15 protein-coding genes and 2 pseudogenes are annotated in these 19,618 nt (G+C 62.5%); 7 read left to right on the top strand and 10 right to left on the bottom strand.

Annotated features, from left to right (window positions below; genetic code table 11):
* Nucleotides 1-5 precede the first annotated feature (5 nt).
* Both B9Z01_RS03250 and B9Z01_RS03245 read right to left on the bottom strand, forming a co-directional pair.
* Nucleotides 6-1,196 carry an ABC transporter permease gene (locus tag B9Z01_RS03250; RefSeq protein WP_085480797.1) on the bottom strand — a complete coding sequence of 397 codons (1,191 nt, stop codon included), beginning with the start codon at nucleotides 1,194-1,196 and terminating at the stop codon, nucleotides 6-8.
* A 203-nt stretch (nucleotides 1,197-1,399) separates the two neighbouring features.
* On the bottom strand, nucleotides 1,400-2,446 hold the full coding sequence (locus B9Z01_RS03245; RefSeq protein ID WP_085480796.1) for a sugar ABC transporter substrate-binding protein: 1,047 nt from the start codon (nucleotides 2,444-2,446) through the stop codon (nucleotides 1,400-1,402).
* Between the two features lie 277 nt (nucleotides 2,447-2,723).
* Here B9Z01_RS03245 and B9Z01_RS03240 point away from each other — a divergent pair, with 277 nt between their 5' ends.
* The 4 genes from B9Z01_RS03240 (at nucleotide 2,724) to B9Z01_RS03225 (ending at nucleotide 6,084) form a co-directional block, all read left to right on the top strand.
* Entirely contained in the window at nucleotides 2,724-3,608 is an 885-nt protein-coding gene (locus B9Z01_RS03240; RefSeq protein WP_085480795.1) for a MurR/RpiR family transcriptional regulator, read from the top strand.
* On the top strand, nucleotides 3,601-4,617 hold the full coding sequence (gene iolG / locus B9Z01_RS03235; protein ID WP_085480794.1) for an inositol 2-dehydrogenase: 1,017 nt from the start codon (nucleotides 3,601-3,603) through the stop codon (nucleotides 4,615-4,617). Before B9Z01_RS03240 ends, iolG begins: the two co-directional genes overlap by 8 nt.
* Entirely contained in the window at nucleotides 4,617-5,693 is a 1,077-nt protein-coding gene (locus B9Z01_RS03230) for a Gfo/Idh/MocA family oxidoreductase (protein ID WP_085480793.1), read from the top strand. Before iolG ends, B9Z01_RS03230 begins: the two co-directional genes overlap by 1 nt.
* Before the next feature lie 163 nt (nucleotides 5,694-5,856).
* Nucleotides 5,857-6,084: a sulfurtransferase TusA family protein gene (locus B9Z01_RS03225; protein ID WP_026225937.1), complete on the top strand. Its 228-nt coding sequence runs from the start codon at nucleotides 5,857-5,859 to the stop codon at nucleotides 6,082-6,084.
* Between the two features lie 185 nt (nucleotides 6,085-6,269).
* Here the strand turns inward: B9Z01_RS03225 and galU are convergent, their stop codons facing one another.
* A complete protein-coding gene (galU, locus tag B9Z01_RS03220; RefSeq protein ID WP_085480792.1) occupies nucleotides 6,270-7,151 on the bottom strand; it encodes a UTP--glucose-1-phosphate uridylyltransferase GalU in 882 nt (293 codons plus the stop codon).
* 67 nt (nucleotides 7,152-7,218) lie between these two features.
* The gene (locus tag B9Z01_RS03215) at nucleotides 7,219-10,107 is read right to left on the bottom strand and encodes a valine--tRNA ligase (RefSeq protein WP_085480791.1); all 2,889 of its coding nucleotides are present in this window, start codon (nucleotides 10,105-10,107) and stop codon (nucleotides 7,219-7,221) included.
* A gap of 651 nt (nucleotides 10,108-10,758) precedes the next feature.
* On the opposite strand from B9Z01_RS03215, the gene B9Z01_RS35830 reads away from it, so the two are divergent.
* The 3 genes from B9Z01_RS35830 to B9Z01_RS03195 are packed head-to-tail and all read left to right on the top strand — an operon-like array spanning nucleotide 10,759 to nucleotide 14,224.
* The gene (locus B9Z01_RS35830; protein WP_208625843.1) at nucleotides 10,759-11,046 is read left to right on the top strand and encodes a hypothetical protein; all 288 of its coding nucleotides are present in this window, start codon (nucleotides 10,759-10,761) and stop codon (nucleotides 11,044-11,046) included.
* Complete coding sequence (locus B9Z01_RS03200; protein WP_085480790.1) at nucleotides 11,022-13,373, top strand: UvrD-helicase domain-containing protein; 2,352 nt, start codon at nucleotides 11,022-11,024, stop codon at nucleotides 13,371-13,373. The genes B9Z01_RS35830 and B9Z01_RS03200 overlap by 25 nt, the downstream gene beginning before the upstream one ends.
* Before the next feature lie 8 nt (nucleotides 13,374-13,381).
* Nucleotides 13,382-14,224, top strand: a complete 843-nt coding sequence (locus B9Z01_RS03195) for a 5'-methylthioadenosine/adenosylhomocysteine nucleosidase (protein WP_244195914.1) — start codon at nucleotides 13,382-13,384, stop codon at nucleotides 14,222-14,224.
* A 157-nt stretch (nucleotides 14,225-14,381) separates the two neighbouring features.
* On the opposite strand, the pseudogene B9Z01_RS03190 reads toward B9Z01_RS03195, so the two are convergent.
* The 6 genes and pseudogenes from B9Z01_RS03190 to B9Z01_RS03170 all read right to left on the bottom strand — a co-directional run.
* Nucleotides 14,382-16,298 (bottom strand): annotated as a pseudogene (locus B9Z01_RS03190) (propionate--CoA ligase); the annotation flags it as partial.
* A gap of 258 nt (nucleotides 16,299-16,556) precedes the next feature.
* Nucleotides 16,557-16,860, bottom strand: a pseudogene (locus B9Z01_RS03185) (IS5/IS1182 family transposase); the annotation flags it as partial.
* Nucleotides 16,861-17,055: 195 nt separating this feature from the next.
* Entirely contained in the window at nucleotides 17,056-17,508 is a 453-nt protein-coding gene (locus B9Z01_RS34620) for a hypothetical protein (RefSeq protein WP_143808801.1), read from the bottom strand.
* An 82-nt stretch (nucleotides 17,509-17,590) separates the two neighbouring features.
* Entirely contained in the window at nucleotides 17,591-18,055 is a 465-nt protein-coding gene (locus B9Z01_RS03180) for a lysozyme (protein WP_244195913.1), read from the bottom strand.
* 84 nt (nucleotides 18,056-18,139) lie between these two features.
* Nucleotides 18,140-18,646: a lysozyme inhibitor LprI family protein gene (locus tag B9Z01_RS03175; protein WP_143808800.1), complete on the bottom strand. Its 507-nt coding sequence runs from the start codon at nucleotides 18,644-18,646 to the stop codon at nucleotides 18,140-18,142.
* A gap of 160 nt (nucleotides 18,647-18,806) precedes the next feature.
* Complete coding sequence (locus B9Z01_RS03170) at nucleotides 18,807-19,388, bottom strand: hypothetical protein (RefSeq protein ID WP_143808799.1); 582 nt, start codon at nucleotides 19,386-19,388, stop codon at nucleotides 18,807-18,809.
* Nucleotides 19,389-19,618 lie beyond the last annotated feature (230 nt).

Raw genomic sequence — 19,618 nt, 5'->3', positions numbered from 1 at the left:
CTCCTCTAGCGGGAAGCCGCGACGCGGCCGCGCACGTAGTGGTTGAACAGCACGGCGAACAGCAGCATGACGCCGAGGAACACGCGGAACCAGTCCGAATCGACATTGGTGTAGGTGATGCCGATCTGCACGACGCCGAAGATCAGGGCTCCAAAGCATGCGCCGACCACCGAGCCGTAGCCGCCCGTGAGCAGCGTGCCGCCGATCACCGCGGCGATGATCGCCTCGAATTCCGCCTGCAAACCGCGGTCGGCCGCGGCCGAACCGATATCGCACACTTGCAGCACTGCATACAGGCACGAGCAGAACGCGGTCAGCACGAACAGCGTGATCTTCACGCGGCGCACCGGCACGCCGACGTTCTTGGCCGCGTTGGCGTCGCCGCCGACCGCGAAGATCCAGTTGCCGAAGCGGGTTTTCGCGAGGGTGAACGCGCAGACCACGGCGAGCACGAGCCACCACAGCAGCACTTTGGGAATGCCCGGCACGAGCGGCATGCCGTTGTCGAGCATCTTCACGAGGCCGAGGTGGCCGAGCCAGACGAACAGGCCCTTGAACGCGACGCCCTGAAAGAACGTGTGCGCGAACCAGTCTTGCCGTGCAACGTCGCCGACGCCGGAAATGATCGTGCGGTCGGCGAACATCACCGAGAGGGCCAGCGTGAGGCCGCGCAGAATGAACAGGAACGCGAGCGTGACGATGAACGACGGCAGCCGCGTGCGCATCACGAGATAGCCGTTGAGCGCGCCGAGCAGCATCGAGCCGAGGAACGCGAACCCGATCGCGAGCCAGATCGGCCAGTGGAAATACATGGTCGGCAGCGCGACCATCATGCCGGCAAAGCCGATCATCGAGCCGATCGACAGATCGAATTCACCGGCGATCATCAGCATGCACGCGCCCACCGAGATCAGCCCCAGATAGGCCGCGACCTGCGACCAGTTCATGATGCCGTCGAGGTTGAACATCCCCGAGTTGCCGGCCGCCACGCCGAACACGATGAAGACCATGACGGTGCCGGCCAGCGCCGCGAATTCCGGGCGGCCGAGCAGATGCCGGAACCGCGATTCCCGGCGCACGCGCTCGTCCGCGGTCACGGACGACGAAGCCGGTGACGAAGCAGGATTCGACGGGTCCTGCGGATCGGGCGGGGGCGGCTTGCGGTGATGGGGATGGAAAAGGTCGGCGACACCCATTGAAGCTCTCCTTGATACGCCGGCGGGCGACTGGTCGACGCAGCGCCGTGTGGCGTTGAAACATGTAGAGACGGTGCGTGTGCCCGGAAAAAACGCGCCGGGCGGGCGAATACCGGCAAGACGAAACGCGTCTAACCGGTCTTCGCCTCTTTCATACCTGCCGCCATCGCGGCGGCCTCGTCAGGCGATGCCTTGCCGTGCGATTAGCGGTACTGACCCGCGTACTTGAGCACCTTGTCGACATTGGCTTTCGTAATGAAGCCCGGGCCCGAGCCGATATTGCGCGGCCCGTACGACGGCGCGAGCCCGTAGGTCGCAAGCCGTTCCTTGAACTTCGGATTCGCCTGCAGGATTTCGCGGATTTTGACCGGATCGGTGGTGTGATTCTTCTTCACGATCGCGAGCACGGCGACCGGGATATAGCCTTGCAAATACGGTTGCTGGTCGATCGCGAACTGGATCGTGCCGTCCTGGATGCCCTTCGCGATGTCGCTGTCGAAGTCGAACGTGGCGAACCAGATCTTGCCGGCGAGGCCCATCTGCTGCAGCGCCTTGAGCGTCGGGTCGGCCGACAGCGGCCCGAGCGTGAGTACCGCCTGGGTGTCCGGATGATTGCGCAGGAACGCGCTGACCTTGGACTGCACGCCGGTCGGGTCCTGACCCGCGTCGAGCGTCGAGGTCTTGAAGTCGACGCCGATTGCGTCGGCGAAACCACGGCAGCGTTCGAACGAAGCGGGGTTCGTCGCGTAGTGGTTCACGCACAGGAACGACTTGATGCCCGCGGCCTTCGCCTTTTCACCCGCTGCCTTGCCCGCCGCGTATTCAGGCTGGCCGACGTGCATGATCGCGCCGAGCTTCGCGCTTTGCTCTTCGGTACCCGAATTGATCGTGACGAGCGGAATGTGTTTCTCGGTGACCTTCCCGATCGAGCTCTTCAGCACGTCGAAGTCGGCGATCGAGACGATCACGCCGTCGTAATTGCGCGCGGCCGCCTGCTCGACGAGACGCGCCATGTCGGCGATGTCGCCGTTCGGCGGATTGCGGTAGTCGGTCTGAACGTTGAAGTCCTCGTCGGCCTGCTTGATCGCGTTCTTGATCGTGTTCCACCACGAATCCGAATCCGGTGCGTGGCTGATCAGCACGAAGTGAGCGTCCGCCGCGCGGGCGGCCGTCGCCGCGCCGAATCCCGCCGCCAACGTCAACGCCGTCACCAGAATCCTGAGCGTTGCCTTGCCTCTGCAAAGTCTCATTGTCTCCACCTTTCTCGGTCTGTCGTTCGTTATTGAGGGAGCGTCTGGCGGGCGGCTTTCCTTCCCATGCTGACCAGCACAACGAGGCCGAAGCACCATCGCTCACGACCAAGAGTAGGTCATCTTCCGAGGCCTTGCAAAGAAAATTTCATAAAAAATAAAAATGGAAAATGCGTTCCATTTGGCGAGGCGGCTGCCTATAATCGGCAGCGTCGGAAGCGCGTGCGGCGGGCCGCAGGCGCGTCTGCCGCATCGCAAAAGCACCCGAGAGGCTGTCATGGCGGAACCGAGCACTGAAGAGGCGTTGCCGAGCGTCGAAGAATTGATGCAGCGCATCGCGGAAAACTACGAGACGCTGCCGCGTCAGTTGAAGAACGTGGCGACGTATATCGAGCAGCATCGCTCGAGCGTGATGATGGACCGCACGAGCGACATCGCCGCAAGCTGCGGCGTGCATCCGTCGGCGGTCGTGCGGTTTGCGCAGCGCTTCGGCTTTTCCGGCTTCTCCGATCTGCAGGCGGTATTTCGTCAGGCTTATACGGGGCAGGGCGTGTCCTCGTCGAGCTATCAGCGCAGGATTCGCAAGCTCATCGACGAGAAGCCCGGCACGTTGTCGGGCGGCTCGGTCGCGCGCGAATTCATCGCGGCGTCGCGTGGCGGTCTCGAAGAACTCGAAGCGGGGCTCGACGACAAGCAGTTCGACGCCGCCGTGAAGATGCTGCAACAGGCCGACAACATCTACGTGATCGGCGTGCGGCGCTCGTTTCCGGTGGCGAGCTACATCGTCTACGCGTTGCAGCATACGCCCAAGCGCGTGCATCTCGTGTCCGGCTTCGGCGGCATGTATCGCGAGCAGATTCGCAGCGTGAAAAAGGGCGACGTCGTGATCGCGATCAGCTTCGCACCCTACGGCAAGGAAACGCAATATTGTCTGCGCGTCGCGCATCATCATCAGGCGAAGACGCTCGTCATTACGGATAGCCAACTATCGCCGCTCGCGCGCTACGCAAGCACGCTACTGTATGTGAAAGAGGGCAGCGCGTTCGCATTCCGCTCGCTGACCAGCACGATCTGCCTGTGCCAGGCGCTCTTCATCGCACTGGCGTACAAGCTCGAACTGAACGTTGAAGAATCCAACGACACTGGAGGCTACGATGACTGACGCGGTAAGCACGATCGACGTCGCGGTATTCGGCGCGGGGCGCATCGGCAAAATTCATGCGGCCAACCTCGCGCGGCAGCCGGGCGTGCGGCTCAAGTACGTGGTCGACGTGAATCGCGAGGCGGCCGCCGCGCTGGCCGCGCAGCATGGCGCGCAGGTGGCCGATATCGATGGCGCGATGGGCGATGCGTCGGTCGGCGCGACCGTGATCTGTTCGAGCACGGACACGCATGCGGACCTGATCGTGAAGTCGGCGGCGCAGAAGAAGCATGTGTTTTGCGAGAAGCCCGTCGATCTGACGCTCGAACGCGCGCGGATCTGCGCGGAAGCGGTCGAGCGCGCGGGCGTCGTGTGCATGATCGGCTTTCAGCGGCGTTTCGACCCGACGTTTTCCGCATTGAAGGCGCGCATCGACGCGGGCGAGATCGGCACGCCGGAAATGCTCGTCGTGACGAGCCGCGATCCGGGCGCGCCGCCCGTCGAGTACATCCGGCATTCGGGCGGTATCTTCAAGGACATGCTGATTCACGATTTCGACATCTTCCGCTGGATTCTCGACGACGAAGCCGACACGCTGCACGCCACCGGCAGTTGCCTGAGCGACCCCGCGATCGCCGAGGCGGGCGACATCGATTCGACCGCCGTCACGATCCGCACGAAGCACGGGCGCCTGTGCCAGATCAACACCGCGCGCCGCGCCGCGTACGGCTACGACCAGCGCTTCGAAGTGCTCGGCAGCGCGGGCATGCTGCAGGCGGGCAACGTGCGGCCGACCGAAGTCACCGCGTATTCGAAAACCGCGGTATCGACCGATGTGCCCGAGGCATTCTTTCTCGAGCGTTATCGTGCGGCCTACGCGCTCGAAATCGCGCATTTCTTCGATGCGGTCACGCACGGCAAGCCGGTGCGCACGACCGTCGCCGACGGCCTCAAGGCGCTCGAACTCGCCGAAGCCGCGACGCGCTCGTGGCGCGAGGGCCGCGCGGTCAAACTCGACGGAGCGGCATGATGAAGCCGGCGGCGCAGCGGTTACGGTTCGGTGTGGTAGGCCTCGGGCGGCTCGGCAAGCGGCACGCGGAAAATCTCGCGTACCGCGTGCCGGGCGCGCTGCTCGCGGCCGCGTGCAGTCCGCTCGCGGATGAACTCGCATGGGCGCGCGACGCGCTGCCCGAGCCGCGTCTGTACGACGACTACGCGGACCTGCTCGCCGATCCGCACGTCGATGCGGTGTGGCTGGTCACGCCGTCGTCGCTGCACGCGCAGCAGATCGTCGACGCGTTGCGCGCCGGCAAGCACGTGTTTTGCGAAAAGCCGCTGTCGCTCGACGTGGCCGAATGCGAGCGCGTGCTCGCGGAAGCGGCGCGCTATCCGCATCTGCGGGCGATGATCGGTTTCATGCGGCGCTTCGACCCGAGCTACAAGGACGCGTTCGACAAAATCGCCGCGGGCCGGATCGGCCGGCCGTTTCTCGTGCGTTCGCAGACCACGGACCAGAACGACACCGACGGCTTCTTCGTGCGCTTCGCGGCGACCTCGGGCGGCATCTTCCTCGACTGCACGGTGCACGACATCGACGTCGCGCGCTGGCTGCTCGGCAAGCCGCGTGCGACGCGCGTGTTCGCGGCGGGCGCGGTCGCGCTGCACGAGGGCCTGCGCGAATTCGGCGACGTCGACAACGGCGTCGCGATCTGCGAATTCGAGGGCGGCAAGCTCGCCATGTTCTACGCGTCGCGCACCCAGGCGCACGGCAACGATACGCACAGCGAAGTGATCGGCACGGCCGGCGCGCTCGCGATCGGCCACAATCCGCGCGCGAATCGCGTCGAGATTTATGACGCGACAGGCATTCGCAACGAATGCACGCCGAACTTCTTCGACCGTTTCGAGGACGCGTTTCTGCACGAGGCGCGTGCGTTCGTGGCGGCGGTGCAGGGCGGGGCCGTGCGGGGTGGGGTCGTGCAGGATGAAGCAGTGCAGGGTGAAGCGGCGCAGGCGGGCGCGACGCTTGCCGATGCGCTCGAAGCGACGCGCATTGGCGTGGCGCTGCGCGAGTCGCTGCGCAGCGGGCAGGCGGTGACGCTGTAGCGGCGCCGCGTGGCGTGCGCCGCTGCTGGCGAGTGGGAGCAGACCTCGTCGCGGCGCTTCCCGCCGTGCGATGCCCGGCGGCGGCGCTCCGCCTGCTGTAGAATTTGACCCTCCGTCCGGCGTCGTCAGCGACGCCCCGTCCCGAAGGTCATCGTCGATGCAAATTCAGATTCACAAGGAAGTCGATGCGCGCGGGCTCATGTGCCCGCTGCCCATCCTGCGCGCCAAGAAGGCGCTTGCCGACATGGAAAGCGGCCAGATTCTCAAGGTGCTCGCCACCGATCCCGGCTCGCAGCGCGATTTCGCCGCGTTTGCGAAGCAGACCGGCAACGAGATCGTCGAGAGCTCGGCGCACGACAAGGTGTTCACGTTCCTGATGCGGCGCCGTTAAATGTTGGAGCCGGTTTCGGCGGCGTCCGGCAAAATTGCGCGTGCGATGTAAAAAAGAAGGCGCTGTGCCCCATGCGGGGGACAGCGCCTTCTTCGTTTCGGCCTGCAGTGCGTGCTTCGCGAAAGCAGCCTGAAGGCTACCCGAGGGCCACCTGAAGGCCGCACGCGAAACTCGATGCGAAGCCGTCAGCCTTCGAGAACCGGCGAGCGGGTGCGCAGATATTCGTCGAAATCGGCGGCCACTTCCGGGTGACGCAGCGCGAACTCGACCGTCGCCTTCAGATAGCCGAGCTTGCTGCCGCAGTCGAAACGCGTGCCGTGATATTTGTACGCGAGCACCTGTTCGTCGGCGAGCAGCGACTGGATCGCGTCCGTGAGCTGCAACTCGCCGCCCGCGCCCGGCTTCAGCGAGCGGATGTGGTCGAAGATGCGGGGCTTCAGCACATAGCGGCCCACCACGCCGAGATTCGACGGCGCCACGCTCGGCTCCGGCTTCTCGACGATGCCCGACATCTTGATGATCGAGTCTTCCCACTCCTTGCCGTCGACGATACCGTACGACTTCGTCTCCTGAGGCGGGATTTCTTCGACGCCGATCACCGAGCTGTGATAGTGGTCGAACACTTCGATCATCTGCGTCATCACGGGCGGCGTGCCGTACAGCAGGTCGTCCGCGAGAATCACGGCGAATGGGTTGTCGCCGACGAGCTTTTCCGCGCACAGCACCGCGTGGCCGAGGCCGAGCGCTTCCGGCTGACGCACGTAGAAGCAGTCGACGTGGCTCGGCTTGATGCTGCGCACGAGTTCGAGCAGTTTGTCCTTGCCGCGCGCCTCGAGTTCGGCCTCGATCTCATAGGACTTGTCGAAATGGTCCTCGATCGCGCGCTTGCTGCGGCCCGTGACGAAGATCATTTCGGTGATGCCGGCCGCCATCGCCTCTTCGACCGCGTACTGAATCAGCGGCTTGTCGACGATCGGCAGCATCTCTTTCGGGCTCGCCTTCGTGGCAGGGAGGAATCGGGTGCCAAGACCGGCTACCGGAAATACCGCCTTTGTAACTTTTAGCATGTGATTACCCTGAGTCCTCTGGTTTAAGGCCTTGCCCGCTGTTGCAGCGGCGGGCAAGGCACGTCGATCAGACCGGCAAGCGGGCCAGTTGGGCTTTCAACTTGCCAACGGTTGCTTCGAAATCAGCGAGCCGTTTCTGTTCCTGTTCAACGACCGCCGGGGGCGCCTTGGCAACGAAGCTTTCATTCTGCAGCTTGCCGTTGCATTTGGCGATCTCGGTGGTCAACCGCGCAATCTCCTTCGACAGACGTTCGCGTTCGACCGCGACGTCGATCTCGACCTTCAGGACGAGCTTGTCATTTCCTACGATAGCAATCGGCGCGCCATCCGCCTGCGCGTCGAGCGTTGCCTCGTCGGCGATGATCTGCACGTCGGACAGACGCGCCAGCGCCTGAGCGTACGGCGCGAACGCGCGCAGGCGCTCCGCGTTGCCGGTGGCGAGCAACGGCACCTTGACCGCCGGCGACAGGTTCATTTCACCGCGCAGATTCCGGCACGTGTCGATCACCGCTTTCAGGTCGGCCGCCCAGCGCTCGGCGTCTTCGTCGATCTTCGACGGCTCCGCGATGGGGTACGGCTGCACCATGATGGACGCTTCGCCATCGGCCTTGCCCTCGGGGTAGCGTCCCGCGAGCGGCGCCACTTTCTGCCACAGCGCTTCGGTGATGAACGGAATCACCGGATGCGCGAGGCGCAGCACCGTTTCGAGCACGCGCAGCAGCGTGCGGCGCGTGGCGCGTTGCTGGTTCGGCTGCCCCGTCTGGATCTGGACCTTTGCGAGTTCGAGATACCAGTCACAATATTCGTCCCATACGAACTTGTATAGGGCGTTGGCCACATTGTCGAAGCGATAGTCGGCAAAACCCTTGGCGACTTCCGCTTCCACGCGTTGCAGCAGCGACACGATCCAGCGGTCGGCCGGCGAGAAGTGCAGATGGCCGTCCGGCCCGCACGTGCCGCACGGGCCCGCCTGGCCGAAGCCGCAGTCGTGGCCTTCGCAGTTCATCAGCACGAAGCGCGTGGCGTTCCACAGCTTGTTGCAGAAGTTGCGATAGCCCTCGCAGCGCGCGAGGTCGAAGTTCACGTTGCGCCCGAGCGTCGCCATCGAGGCCATCGTGAAGCGCAGCGCGTCGGTGCCGAACGCCGGAATGCCCTCCGGGAATTCCTTGCGGGTCTTCTTCTCGATCGACGCGGCCTGCTTCGGATTCATCAGGCCGGTGGTGCGCTTCGCGACCAGCGCTTCGAGGCCGATGCCGTCGACGATGTCGATCGGATCGAGCGTGTTGCCCTTGCTCTTCGACATCTTCTGGCCTTCGGCGTCGCGCACGAGACCGTGCATGTAGATCGTCTCGAACGGCACCTTGCCCGTGAAGTGCATGGTCATCATGACCATGCGCGCGACCCAGAAGAAGATGATGTCGAAGCCCGAGACGACCACCGACGACGGCATGAAGTGCTTGAGTTCTTCGGTTTCGTTCGGCCAGCCGAGCGACGAGAACGGCACGAGCGCGGACGAGAACCACGTGTCGAGCACGTCCTCGTCGCGCTTGAGCGAGCCTGTGTAGCCGGCCGCGGCGGCTTTCGCGCGCGCGTCTTCCTCGGTCTTCGCGACGAACACTTCGCCGTTTTCGCCGTACCACGCCGGAATCTGATGGCCCCACCAGAGCTGGCGCGAGATACACCAGTCCTGGATGTTTTCGAGCCACTGGTAGTACGTGGTGGTCCAGTTTTCCGGCACGAATTTGATCTGGCCGTTGCGCACGACCTCGAGCGCGGTTTCGGCGATCGACTTGCCCGGATTGAACGTGCCGAATGTTGCATCGGGCGCCGGCTTGCTCATGGCGACGAACCACTGGTCGGTCAGCATCGGCTCGATCACGACGCCCGTGCGGTCGCCGCGCGGCACCATGAGCTTGTGCGCCTTCACCGATTCGAGCGCGCCGAGCGCCTCGAGGTCGGCGACGACCTGCTTGCGGGCTTCGAAACGGTCGAGGCCGCGGTATTTCTCCGGCGCGTTGTCGTTGATCTTCGCGTCGAGCGTGAGGATTTCGATTTGCGGCAGCTTGTGGCGCAGGCCGACCTGGTAGTCGTTGAAGTCGTGCGCGGGCGTGACCTTGACGACGCCGGTGCCGAACTCGCGGTCCACGTAATCGTCGGCGATGATCGGCACTTCGCGATTCGACAGCGGCAGCGTGACGGTCTTGCCGATCAGGTGCGCGTAGCGCTCGTCTTCGGGGTGCACCATCACGGCGGTGTCGCCGAGCATGGTTTCCGGACGGGTGGTGGCGACGGTCAGATGCCCCGAGCCGTCCGTGAGCGGATACTGGATGTGCCACAGGTGGCCGTTTTCTTCCTCGCTGACCACTTCGAGATCGGACACCGCGGTGAGCAGCACCGGGTCCCAGTTCACGAGGCGCTTGCCGCGATAGATCAGGCCCTGTTCATACAGGCGGACGAACACGTCGCGCACGGCGGCCGACATTTTGTCGTCCATCGTGAAGTACTCGCGTGACCAGTCGACCGACGCGCCGAGGCGGCGCACCTGGTTCGTGATGGTCGAGCCCGACTGCTGCTTCCACTCCCACACGCGCTCGACGAACTTCTCGCGGCCGAGGTCGTGGCGCGACACGCCCTGCGCGTCGAGCTGCCGTTCGACGACGATCTGCGTGGCGATGCCGGCATGGTCCGTGCCCGGTAGCCACAGCGTGTTTTCGCCGAGCATGCGGTGGTAGCGCGTGAGGCCGTCCATGATGGTCTGGTTGAACGCGTGGCCCATGTGCAGGGTGCCCGTGACGTTCGGCGGCGGCAACTGGATCGAGAAATCCTTGCGATTCGCGTCGAAGGCGGGCGCCGCGTAGGCGCGTTTTTCCCATTCAGGGCCCCAGTGGGCTTCGATGGTGTGGGGTTCGAAGCTTTTGGCAAGCGTCGAGGTAGTGTCGGGCGGGGTGTCGCTCATGTTTCTGGTTAAAGGCAGGATTTTGGAAGCAAAGAATGGTTGATTATAGCTGGGAGGGGGAGTGTGCCTTTGCGGGGCGCTGCTTTCTTTGTTCATGCGGTGTTGGCCTTTCCTTGTTTTCTTGTTGGGGTGTTGGCTGTGCTCCCTGTGCGGGGTGGGTGCTTGCTTTCTTTGTTCATGCGGCGTTGGCCTTTCCTTGCTTTCTTATTGGTCTATTGGCGTTGCCCCTGTGCGGGGCGGCACCTACTTTCTTTGCGGCTGCAAAGAAAGTAGGCAAAGAAAGCAGCTTCACACCGCCAGCTCTTAAGTGGGGCCCCTGGCTTGGAGGGGGTAGTGGTGCATCTGGAATCTGTGCCCCCGCACATTGCACGCTGGTGACAAAGCCATCATCCGCTCCCACTCCGCACTACGTGCGTCGCGGACGGGTCTGCAAGGGAAACCCGTGAGGCGAGCCTTGCTCTGTGGGAGCCATCCGCTTCGCCTCGGCGACGCGCCAAAAAAAAAGCCGATGGTTTTTGAACAGGGGTTCGGGGCGCGCAGCGCCGCCGGAAGAATGACTGCCTTGTCACTTACGGCAAATGTGCGAGGAGACAGATTCCAGATGCACCACTGCCCCCTCCGAGCCAGGGGACCCGCTTAAGAGCTGGCGGTGTGAAGCTGCTTTCTTTGCCTACTTTCTTTGCAGCCGCAAAGAAAGTAGGTGCCGCCCCGCACAGGGGCAACGCTAATAAACCAATAAGAAAACAAGGAAAGGCCAACACCGCAGGAACAAAGAAAACAAGCGCCCGCCCCGCAAAAGGGCAAACACCAACACCCCAACAAGAAAACAAGAAAAGACCAACACCACAAGAACAAAAAAAGCGAGCCCCCGCCGGGGCATATAATGTGTTTCGACCTGCCGTCCCCTCGAGAAAATGCCCGATCTGCTCGCCCATCTGAACCCCGAACAACACGCCGCCGTCACACTCCCCAACGAGCCCGCCCTGATCCTCGCGGGCGCCGGCAGCGGCAAAACCCGTGTCCTCATCACCCGCATCGCGTGGCTCATCCAGCACGGCCTCGCGTCCCCCGCGACGGTCCTCGCGGTGACCTTCACGAACAAGGCCGCCCGCGAAATGATGGCGCGCCTCTCGGCGCTCCTGCCGATCGACACGCGCGGCATGTGGATCGGCACCTTCCACGGCCTGTGCAACCGCATGTTGCGCGCGCATCACCGCGACGCGGGGCTGCCGGCCACGTTCCAGATTCTCGACACCGCGGATCAGCTCTCGGCGATCAAGCGCCTCATGAAAGGCCTCAACATCGACGACGAAAAGTACCCGGCGAAAAATCTCCAGTACTTCATCAACAACGCGAAAGAGCAGGGGCTGCGGCCGAAAGACGTCGACGCGACCGACAACTTCAACCGCAAGTTCGTCGAACTCTACGAGGCCTACGACCAGCAGTGCCAGCGCGAAGGCGTGGTCGATTTCCCCGAGCTGCTGCTGCGCTGCTACGAACTGCTCGCGCACAATCCGCCGCTGCGCACGCATTATCAGGCGCGTTTCAGGCACATCCTCGTCGACGAGTTCCAGGACACCAACAAGCTGCAATACGCGTGGCTCAAGCTGCTCGCGGGCCAGCACAACGCGATCTTCGCGGTCGGCGACGATGACCAGTCGATCTATGCGTTCCGCGGCGCGAACGTCGGCAACATGCGCGACTTCGAGCACGAATTCAACGTGCGTCACCTCATCAAGCTCGAGCAGAACTACCGCTCGCACGGCCATATCCTCGATGCCGCGAACCAACTGATCGCGAACAACTCGCGGCGCCTCGGCAAGAATCTGCGCACCGACGCGGGCCACGGCGAACCGGTGCGCGTCTACGAATCGGCAACCGACTCGCAGGAGGCGAGCTGGATCGTCGAGGAAATCAAGGCGCTCATCAGCACCGGCACGTCGCGCAGCGAAATCGCGGTGCTCTATCGCAGCAACGCGCAGTCGCGCACGATCGAGCACACGCTCGTGAATGCGGGCATCGCGTATCGCGTGTATGGCGGCCTGCGCTTTTTCGAGCGCCAGGAAGTCAAGCACGCGCTCGCCTATCTGCGCCTCATCGACAACCCGAACGACGACACCGCGTTCGGCCGCGTCGTCAATTTCCCGACGCGCGGCATCGGCGCGCGTTCGATCGAGCAGCTCGCGGACGCGGCGCGCCTGTACAACTGCTCGATGGCCGCGGCGATTCCGTACGTCGCGGGCAAAGCCGGTTCGAGCCTCGCCGCGTTCGCGAACCTGATTGGCCGGATGCGCGCGGAAACGCAGCAGATGAGCCTGCCGGAAACCGTCGAATACGTGGTCCGCACGAGCGGTCTCGCGGAGTTCTATCAGAACGAGCGCGAAGGCCAGGACCGGCTCGAGAACCTGCAGGAACTGGTCAACGCGGCGGCCGCGTTCGTCAGCGAAGAGGGCTACGGGCTCGATACGCCCGCGCGCTCGATTCCGTTGCGCCCAGGCGCTAGCGCCGCGCCGGAACTCGCGGTCGCCACCGACGATCCGGGCACGGTCGTGCTCGACGCGCCCGACCTCGCCGATCCGGCGCAAAACCCCGACACGATGACGCCGCTCGCCGGGTTCCTGTCGCACGCGTCGCTCGAAGCCGGCGACAACCAGGCGCAGGCCGGCCAGGAAGCCGTGCAACTGATGACGGTACACGCGGCAAAGGGGCTCGAATTCACGGCGGTGTTCATCACCGGCCTCGAAGAGGGGCTGTTCCCGCACGAGAACAGCGCGATGGAGGCGGACGGTCTCGAGGAAGAGCGGCGCCTCATGTACGTGGCGATCACGCGCGCGAAGGAGCGGCTGTATCTCTCGTTCGCGCAGAGCCGGATGCTGCACGGCCAGACGCGCTACAACATCCGTTCGCGCTTTTTCGACGAACTGCCGCAGGACACGCTCAAGTGGCTCACGCCGAAAGTCGAGGCGGGCTCGCGTTGGGGCGGCCGCTCGGACAACGCCGGCTATGGGCGCGACTGGTTCGCGCGGCCGGGCTACACGGGCGCCGTGTCGTCGACGCCGGCCACGCTGCCGGCCTTCGCGAACGAGCAGCGCGCGGCGGAAACGGGTTTCCGGGTCGGCCAGCAGGTCTTCCACACGAAGTTCGGCGAAGGCACGATCACCGCGCTCGAAGGCGGTGGCGCCGACGCGAAGGCGCAGGTCAAATTCAAGCGGCACGGCGAGAAGTGGCTCGCGCTCGCGGTGGCTAAATTGCAGGCGGTCGAATGAGCGCGCCCATGACTACAGCCACGGGTGCAGCCCCGGGCACGACGCCGAACGCAACTACCAGCGCCACCGCAGGCACCACCGCTGCTTCGCCGCGGCCGCTCGGCATTCTGGCCGCGTTGCCGCAGGAACTCGGCGACCTGATCGAAGCGATGCGCGCCGAGTCCGGCGTGCGCACGATCACGCACGGCCAGCGCGATTATCACGTCGGCACCGTGCGCGGCGCGCCTTGCGTCGTTACGCTCGCGCGCGTCGGCAAGGTCGCGGCGGCCGCCACGGTCAGCGCGCTGATCCACGAATTCGACGTCGAGGCGATCGTGTTCACGGGCGTCGCCGGCGGGGTGGGCAGCGCGGTGCGGGTCGGCGATATCGTCGTCGCCGAGACGTTGTTGCAGCACGATCTCGACGCGTCGCCGCTGTTTCCGCGCTTCGAGGTGCCGCTGCTCGGCGTGTCGCGTTTTGCCGCCGATACGGCGCTCGCCGGGCGGCTCGCCGCCGCGTGCGAGCGGTTCGTCGCCGAAGAGGGCGCGGCCTGCGCGGCGCGCTTCGGCACGCGTGAGCCGCGTGTGCATCGCGGGTTGATCGTCAGCGGCGATCAGTTCGTCGCGAGCGCGGCGGCCGTCAACGCGCTGCGCGAGGCGTTGCCCGATGCGCTCGCGGTCGAGATGGAAGGCGCGGCGATCGCGCAGGTCTGCTACGAGTACGGCGTGCCGTGCGCGGTCGTGCGCACCATTTCCGATACTGCAGACGATCACGCGCCGGCGTCGTTCGTGTCGTTCCTCACCGAGATCGCGGGCGCGTATTCGAACGCGATTCTGGCGCGGTTTCTCGAAGCGCGCGGCGCGGCGGGTTGACGGCGCGGGGTTGGCTTTTGCTGGCTGCGGAGTTTTCTGGCCGGTATTTGGCTGATAGGCGGCGGGGCCGCGCCCGGCGCTCCGTGCCCGGGCTGCATGCCGCCGCTTTGCGCTCTAGCCGCGCTCACGGTAGCTTCACCCCCAACGCGCCGGCAATTCACGACTTCCCGCGCTCTCTCAACGCATCGCGCACCTGCTGCAATGCGGCTGGATCTTCGATCGTCGGCAGATCGCCCGGCTCCCGTCCTTCGGCGAGCGCCGCAATCGCGCGGCGCAACAGCTTGCCGGAGCGCGTCTTCGGCAGCATCTGCACCATGACCACGCGCGCGGGCCGCGCGATCGTGCCAAGCTGGCGGTCGACCGTCGCCATCAATTCGGCTTCGAGCCGGGCGCGCTCGCTGGGGTCCATATCGGGCCGCGCGTCGCGCAGCACCACGAAGGCCATCGCCGCCTGACCCTTTAACGTATCGGTTACGCCGACTACCGCCACCTCGGCGACGGTCGCGTGGCTCGACAGCGCCTCCTCGATCTCGCGCGTGCCGAGCCGGTGGCCCGCGACGTTGATGACGTCGTCGGTGCGGCCGAGGATCGTCACGTAGCCGTCCTCGTCCTGCACGCCCCAGTCGAACGTCGAATAGACCTGGTGGTCCGGAATACTCGACCAGTAGGTGCTGACGAAGCGGCTGTCGTCGCCCCATACCGTCGACATGCAGCCCGGCGGCAACGGATAGTCGAGTGTCAGCACGCCTTTCTCGCCGACCGCGCACGGCTCGCCGGTCAGCTCGTTGCGCAGGGTCAGGCTGAACCCGGCCGACGGCACGCCCGGCGAACCGAGTTTGGTCGGCAGCGCTTCGACGCCGCGCGGGATCGCGAGCATCGGCCAGCCGGTCTCGGTCTGCCAGTAGTTGTCGATCACGGGCTTGTTGAGCGCGCCCGTGATCCACGCGGCGGTCGGTTCGTCGAGCGGCTCGCCGGCGAGAAAGAGTGTGCGCAGGCTCGACAGATCTGCCGCCTTGAGCAGCGCCGGGTCCTGTTTCTTGAGCACGCGCAGCGCGGTCGGCGCGGTGAACATCAGGTTGATCCTGTACTGCTCGACGAGCCGCCACCAGATGCCGCCGTCCGGGCGAATCGGCGTGCCTTCGTACATCACGGTGGTGAGGCCCGCGATCAGCGGCGCGTAGACGATGTAGCTGTGACCGACCACCCAGCCCACATCCGACGCCGTGAACATCGTGTCGCCGGCCTTGCCCTCGAAGATGTATTCCATCGACGCCGCGAGCGCCACCGCGTAGCCGCCGACGTCGCGCTGCACGCCTTTCGGCTTGCCGGTCGTGCCCGAGGTGTACAGCACGTACGAAGGCTCGTTCGATTCGAGCCATTCGCACGGCACGTGGGCATCGAAGAACTGCTCGCGCAGCGGCTCGTAGGCGACGAGGTACTGCGCGTTCAGGCGCTCGGGCGCGAGCTGGCGGTCGATCAGCAGCACGTGCGGCGTCTTGTGCGCAGCGCGTGCGAGCGCTTCGTCGACGAGCGGCGTGTAGTCGATCACCTTGCCGCCGCGCGCGCCGGCGTCGGCGGTGACGATCAGCGCGGGCTTCGCGTCGTCGATGCGGGCCGCGAGATTGGGCGCCGCGAAACCGCCGAACACGACCGAGTGAATCGCGCCGAGCCGCGCGCAGGCGAGCATCGCGAAGAGCGCCTCGGGGATCATCGGCAGATAGATCAGCACGACGTCGCCGCGCTTGACGCCGAGCGAGCGCATCACGGCGGCCATCCGGTTGATTTCCGCGTGCAGCTCGGCGTACGTGTAGCGCCGCTCGATGCCGGTTTCCGTCGACACGTAGATGAGCGCGTTCTGCTGCGCGCGCTCGGCGAGATGACGGTCGACCGCGTTGTGGCAGAGATTCGTGCGCCCGCCGACGAACCAGCGCGCGAACGGCGGATTCGAGCGGTCGAGCACTCTGTCGAACGGCGTGTGCCAGTGAATGCGTCTGGCTTCGTCGCGCCAGAAAGCCTCGGGGTCGTCGATCGAACGGCGGTGGAAGTCGCGGTAGCGGGTCATCTGCGGCGATCCTCGTGCGGCGTGTGTGGGCGGGTTCGGATGAAAAGGCTACGCAAATTCCGCGCCCGGATGCGGCGCGTGTTGCGGCGCGGGTGTCCGCACAAGCATAGACACGTGGGGTGGGGCGGGCAACGCGGGTTCACCATGAGTGGACGCGTGGGCTACGGGCTTGGGTCGCGGACTTGGGGCGTGGACATAGGTCGTGGGAGTGGGGCGCGGGAGGAAATAATGAGTCGCCTCTGAGCGATTCGTTTCGGCACGCGGATGAGATCAGGGTGCCGACGACGCAACGGTTTTGAAGTCGGACAAAGCGACGAGAATCAGAGCGGAAAAAAACCGCGGCTTGCGCAGGATCATCCGCAGGTTATGGCCGGCTCCCCGCAACGCCGCATGGATCACATCGCGCAGCGTGCCCTTCAGCCAATTCCGATCGAGCTTGCCGTCGGCCTTCATATGCCCGATGGCTGGCTCGATCGCGCTGCGTCGCCGGATCATCGCTCACAGGTCGCGCGTGATGTCATGTCGCAACCCGGATGACAGACTTCACGCCTTCAATAGCGATGCCCTTGCAGCCACTGTGGCTTATTGCACAAATCTTCGCGAATTGTTCAGGGTCGACTACTCACAGTCAGTCGGTATGGTTAATCGTGGTGGTGCCGCTTGCCTGCATACTCCGGTTTTACGGAGCCCTGCCGAAACGGGGCGTTCAACTCATTTTGATCGAATAGATGTCGTGCACAAATTCATTGCGTCGCTCTCATAATCCTTTTTATTGACTTCTTCGAAGTGATTTATTGATCGCAGCACATTTGGGAGTTTTTGATGTTTCCATATCTTCAGGGCAAGCCAGCCACTTATAGAATTCGAGTTCCTGCGATGCGATCTTCAAACGACATTCCGCAACCTGAAAGCCCGTGTCAGGGGCATAGCGATCACCCCATCCGTTAAACGAATAACCAATTAATGAACAGTCCGATGAGAATTTCTCATTCCAGATTTCAAAATTTCTGTCCAGGGCAATTTGCTTGTCTCCCGGCGTCACCTTCCTGATGCCTCGATACAGCTTCTCTGCGTCAACGAGAATTTTTTCTGTGTCGGCATTTGTGCAGGCAAGAAAATCATTTCGCGTTTTTGCCTTTTCTTCACATAAAATATCCGCAAACGCGGAAATAGATATCAATGCGATTATCACAGCCATCATGGCCTTAATGACTGTGGTCATAATTTCCCTCTTTAAAAAGATAGCCTTCTGAGTGACGACGCTTGACCAGTCCACGCGGACGCATACCGCTAGCCAATGTGTATTACGAAAATTTTGCGGGCACACGGTCATAGTGACCGGAGTTAACAAGATTTAACAAGCTAGTATTACCACTTGGAAGATTGTATACAAAGCAAACGAGTGCATCGTACTCATGCTGATATAGTGGGACGTGAATTTTCTTATTTACAATACGCTCCGGGTATTCAAGATCAAGCAGCAATAATTCTCGCGCCTGGGCAATTGTTATGCCATTGCGAAAAGGCGCTTCCGATGCCGCACCAGATATTGGTCCCATATGAACCAGATGCCCATACCCAACAGTTGTATTGCCTCCATTACCAGCGCCGTCATTGTCGTACATATGCGGCATAAAGGCTTCCCAACCTGCAATGAAAGTTATCCCTTGTTGTGAAATCTTCCAAGGTTTGCCTAGTCGTCCGGATTGAACCACCACGTACGAGTCCGGATTCGTATTTGTTACCGCTGTTCCAAGTGCATCAGGCATTCAGTCTCCTTATGGACAAGATAAATACGATTCGATTGTGCATCTACGTTTCCCTGTGACCGGTATGCCGCGTTGGTTACCTCCTTAGGCATCCAGAAATTTTTCCAACTGCTTGATTCGGTCCTGAGTGATTCCTTTCATGCAGCCCCAAAAGTAAATGTAACGCGCGGATGCTTCACCCATTGCATAGACATAGGCGTAACAGTAGCTATCGCGATACTTTATCCAATTGTCCTGTGCACTGATGAAGTCAGGTTCAGCGAGAGGGTCGCCGGACGCTTTCAATTCTTCGTCGGTCTCTTTTGTCTTCTTCAACAGCTTCGAGTATGTCAAGTTCAGTTCCGAGTTCAGGCGTTCAAAGTCTCGCTGCTCGCATGCGGCGATATCGCCATTGGAAGCATGCTTGCCAGTTTTGCAGAGATGGTCGATTTCTTTGGGCGTCTTTCCCGTGAAATAGATCGATGACGAGGGGAATATTTTATAATCAAATGGGACGGAATAAACGGTTTTTCCGTGTGTGGCTGAACTAAAGGCAAATGCGGAAATGGCGCATGCTGTGGCCAAAGCGACCAAATATCTAGTGGCTTGCATCGTAAATTCCTCGTGCAAAAACACGTGCTTCCGATTGACGGGGCCGGGCAAGAGTGAGTTGTTGCAATGCAAAGTGATTCCGTAACACGGACTGTTCGTGTCGCGGCCATGATTGACCCGATACGCCTGAGCACTTTGGCATAACGTGGTAGCTTTGAAACTACGTAGAACCGAAGCCAAAGCGCTTGCGCAAGCTCTCCCAAAAGCCCGGATTCTTGTGCTCGGGTTCTGGTACGACCAGGCCGTCCAGACGTATTTGCACGAAATGGCTCTCACTCGTTACGCCCAGAGCGAGAGATGGTCCGATGGAATACCAGTTCGTTGCGTCGCCCCACGAAATGTAAAGCGTACCCCGTTGCGGTTCATAGAAAACTTCCTGCTCTCCCATGTCAGCGCCGCGTCCATTCTCGTCGAATGCTGTGTCAATATGGAGTGTCGCAGGTATGGCTTCGATGAAAGGACGTGCCCCCCGATTCCACCGAGCCGGGTTTGTAAACATGTCCCAATTCTTGATTCGTTTCTGCGAATCAAGGATCATCGAAAAAGTGCCGCCCGTTAAGATATAGCTGGGTGTGGCAATATTAAATTGCTGGTCCAGTTTCTCGCTAAGTGTCGGTTCCTCCGGTGGATGCGCAGGAATGTATTCGACTTCACAGGATACGGTTAGGCCATCGTCGTCCCAGCATGAACGAACGACGGGCATATCTGTTTGTGCTATTGCATGAACAATGACCGGACTCATTTCTCTATTGCTTTATAAGCAAAGTGCAGAATACTGTGGTCCTCTTGCGTCTTGCGATTCGCTCGTGATGCCGTCAATCTTCAAAAAGATGTCTTGTGCCACTCTTGCCAACTTCCTCTTACGTTTAGAAAAACACCCTTTCGGTGTGTAGATGGCGAAACCCAAAACGAGAACCGCTTCTAAATCAACGCTACAGTAGACTTGCCCCCAATACAGTCAGATAACTCTGA

The organism is Paraburkholderia susongensis, assembly GCF_900177725.1.
Lineage (GTDB): Bacteria > Pseudomonadota > Gammaproteobacteria > Burkholderiales > Burkholderiaceae > Paraburkholderia > Paraburkholderia susongensis.
Note: the sequence above shows the minus strand (reverse complement) of the source record. Positions and strands in the feature narration are given on the sequence as shown.

Coding starts and splice junctions, on each gene's coding strand:
- B9Z01_RS03250 (WP_085480797.1), bottom strand. CDS start 1,196: ATGGGTGTCGCCGACCTTTTCCATCCCCATCACCGCAAGCCGCCCCCG.
- B9Z01_RS03245 (WP_085480796.1), bottom strand. CDS start 2,446: ATGAGACTTTGCAGAGGCAAGGCAACGCTCAGGATTCTGGTGACGGCG.
- B9Z01_RS03240 (WP_085480795.1), top strand. CDS start 2,724: ATGGCGGAACCGAGCACTGAAGAGGCGTTGCCGAGCGTCGAAGAATTG.
- iolG (WP_085480794.1), top strand. CDS start 3,601: ATGACTGACGCGGTAAGCACGATCGACGTCGCGGTATTCGGCGCGGGG.
- B9Z01_RS03230 (WP_085480793.1), top strand. CDS start 4,617: ATGAAGCCGGCGGCGCAGCGGTTACGGTTCGGTGTGGTAGGCCTCGGG.
- galU (WP_085480792.1), bottom strand. CDS start 7,151: ATGCTAAAAGTTACAAAGGCGGTATTTCCGGTAGCCGGTCTTGGCACC.
- B9Z01_RS03215 (WP_085480791.1), bottom strand. CDS start 10,107: ATGAGCGACACCCCGCCCGACACTACCTCGACGCTTGCCAAAAGCTTC.
- B9Z01_RS03200 (WP_085480790.1), top strand. CDS start 11,022: ATGCCCGATCTGCTCGCCCATCTGAACCCCGAACAACACGCCGCCGTC.
- B9Z01_RS03195 (WP_244195914.1), top strand. CDS start 13,382: ATGACTACAGCCACGGGTGCAGCCCCGGGCACGACGCCGAACGCAACT.
- B9Z01_RS34620 (WP_143808801.1), bottom strand. CDS start 17,508: ATGACCACAGTCATTAAGGCCATGATGGCTGTGATAATCGCATTGATA.
- B9Z01_RS03180 (WP_244195913.1), bottom strand. CDS start 18,055: ATGCCTGATGCACTTGGAACAGCGGTAACAAATACGAATCCGGACTCG.
- B9Z01_RS03175 (WP_143808800.1), bottom strand. CDS start 18,646: ATGCAAGCCACTAGATATTTGGTCGCTTTGGCCACAGCATGCGCCATT.
- B9Z01_RS03170 (WP_143808799.1), bottom strand. CDS start 19,388: ATGAGTCCGGTCATTGTTCATGCAATAGCACAAACAGATATGCCCGTC.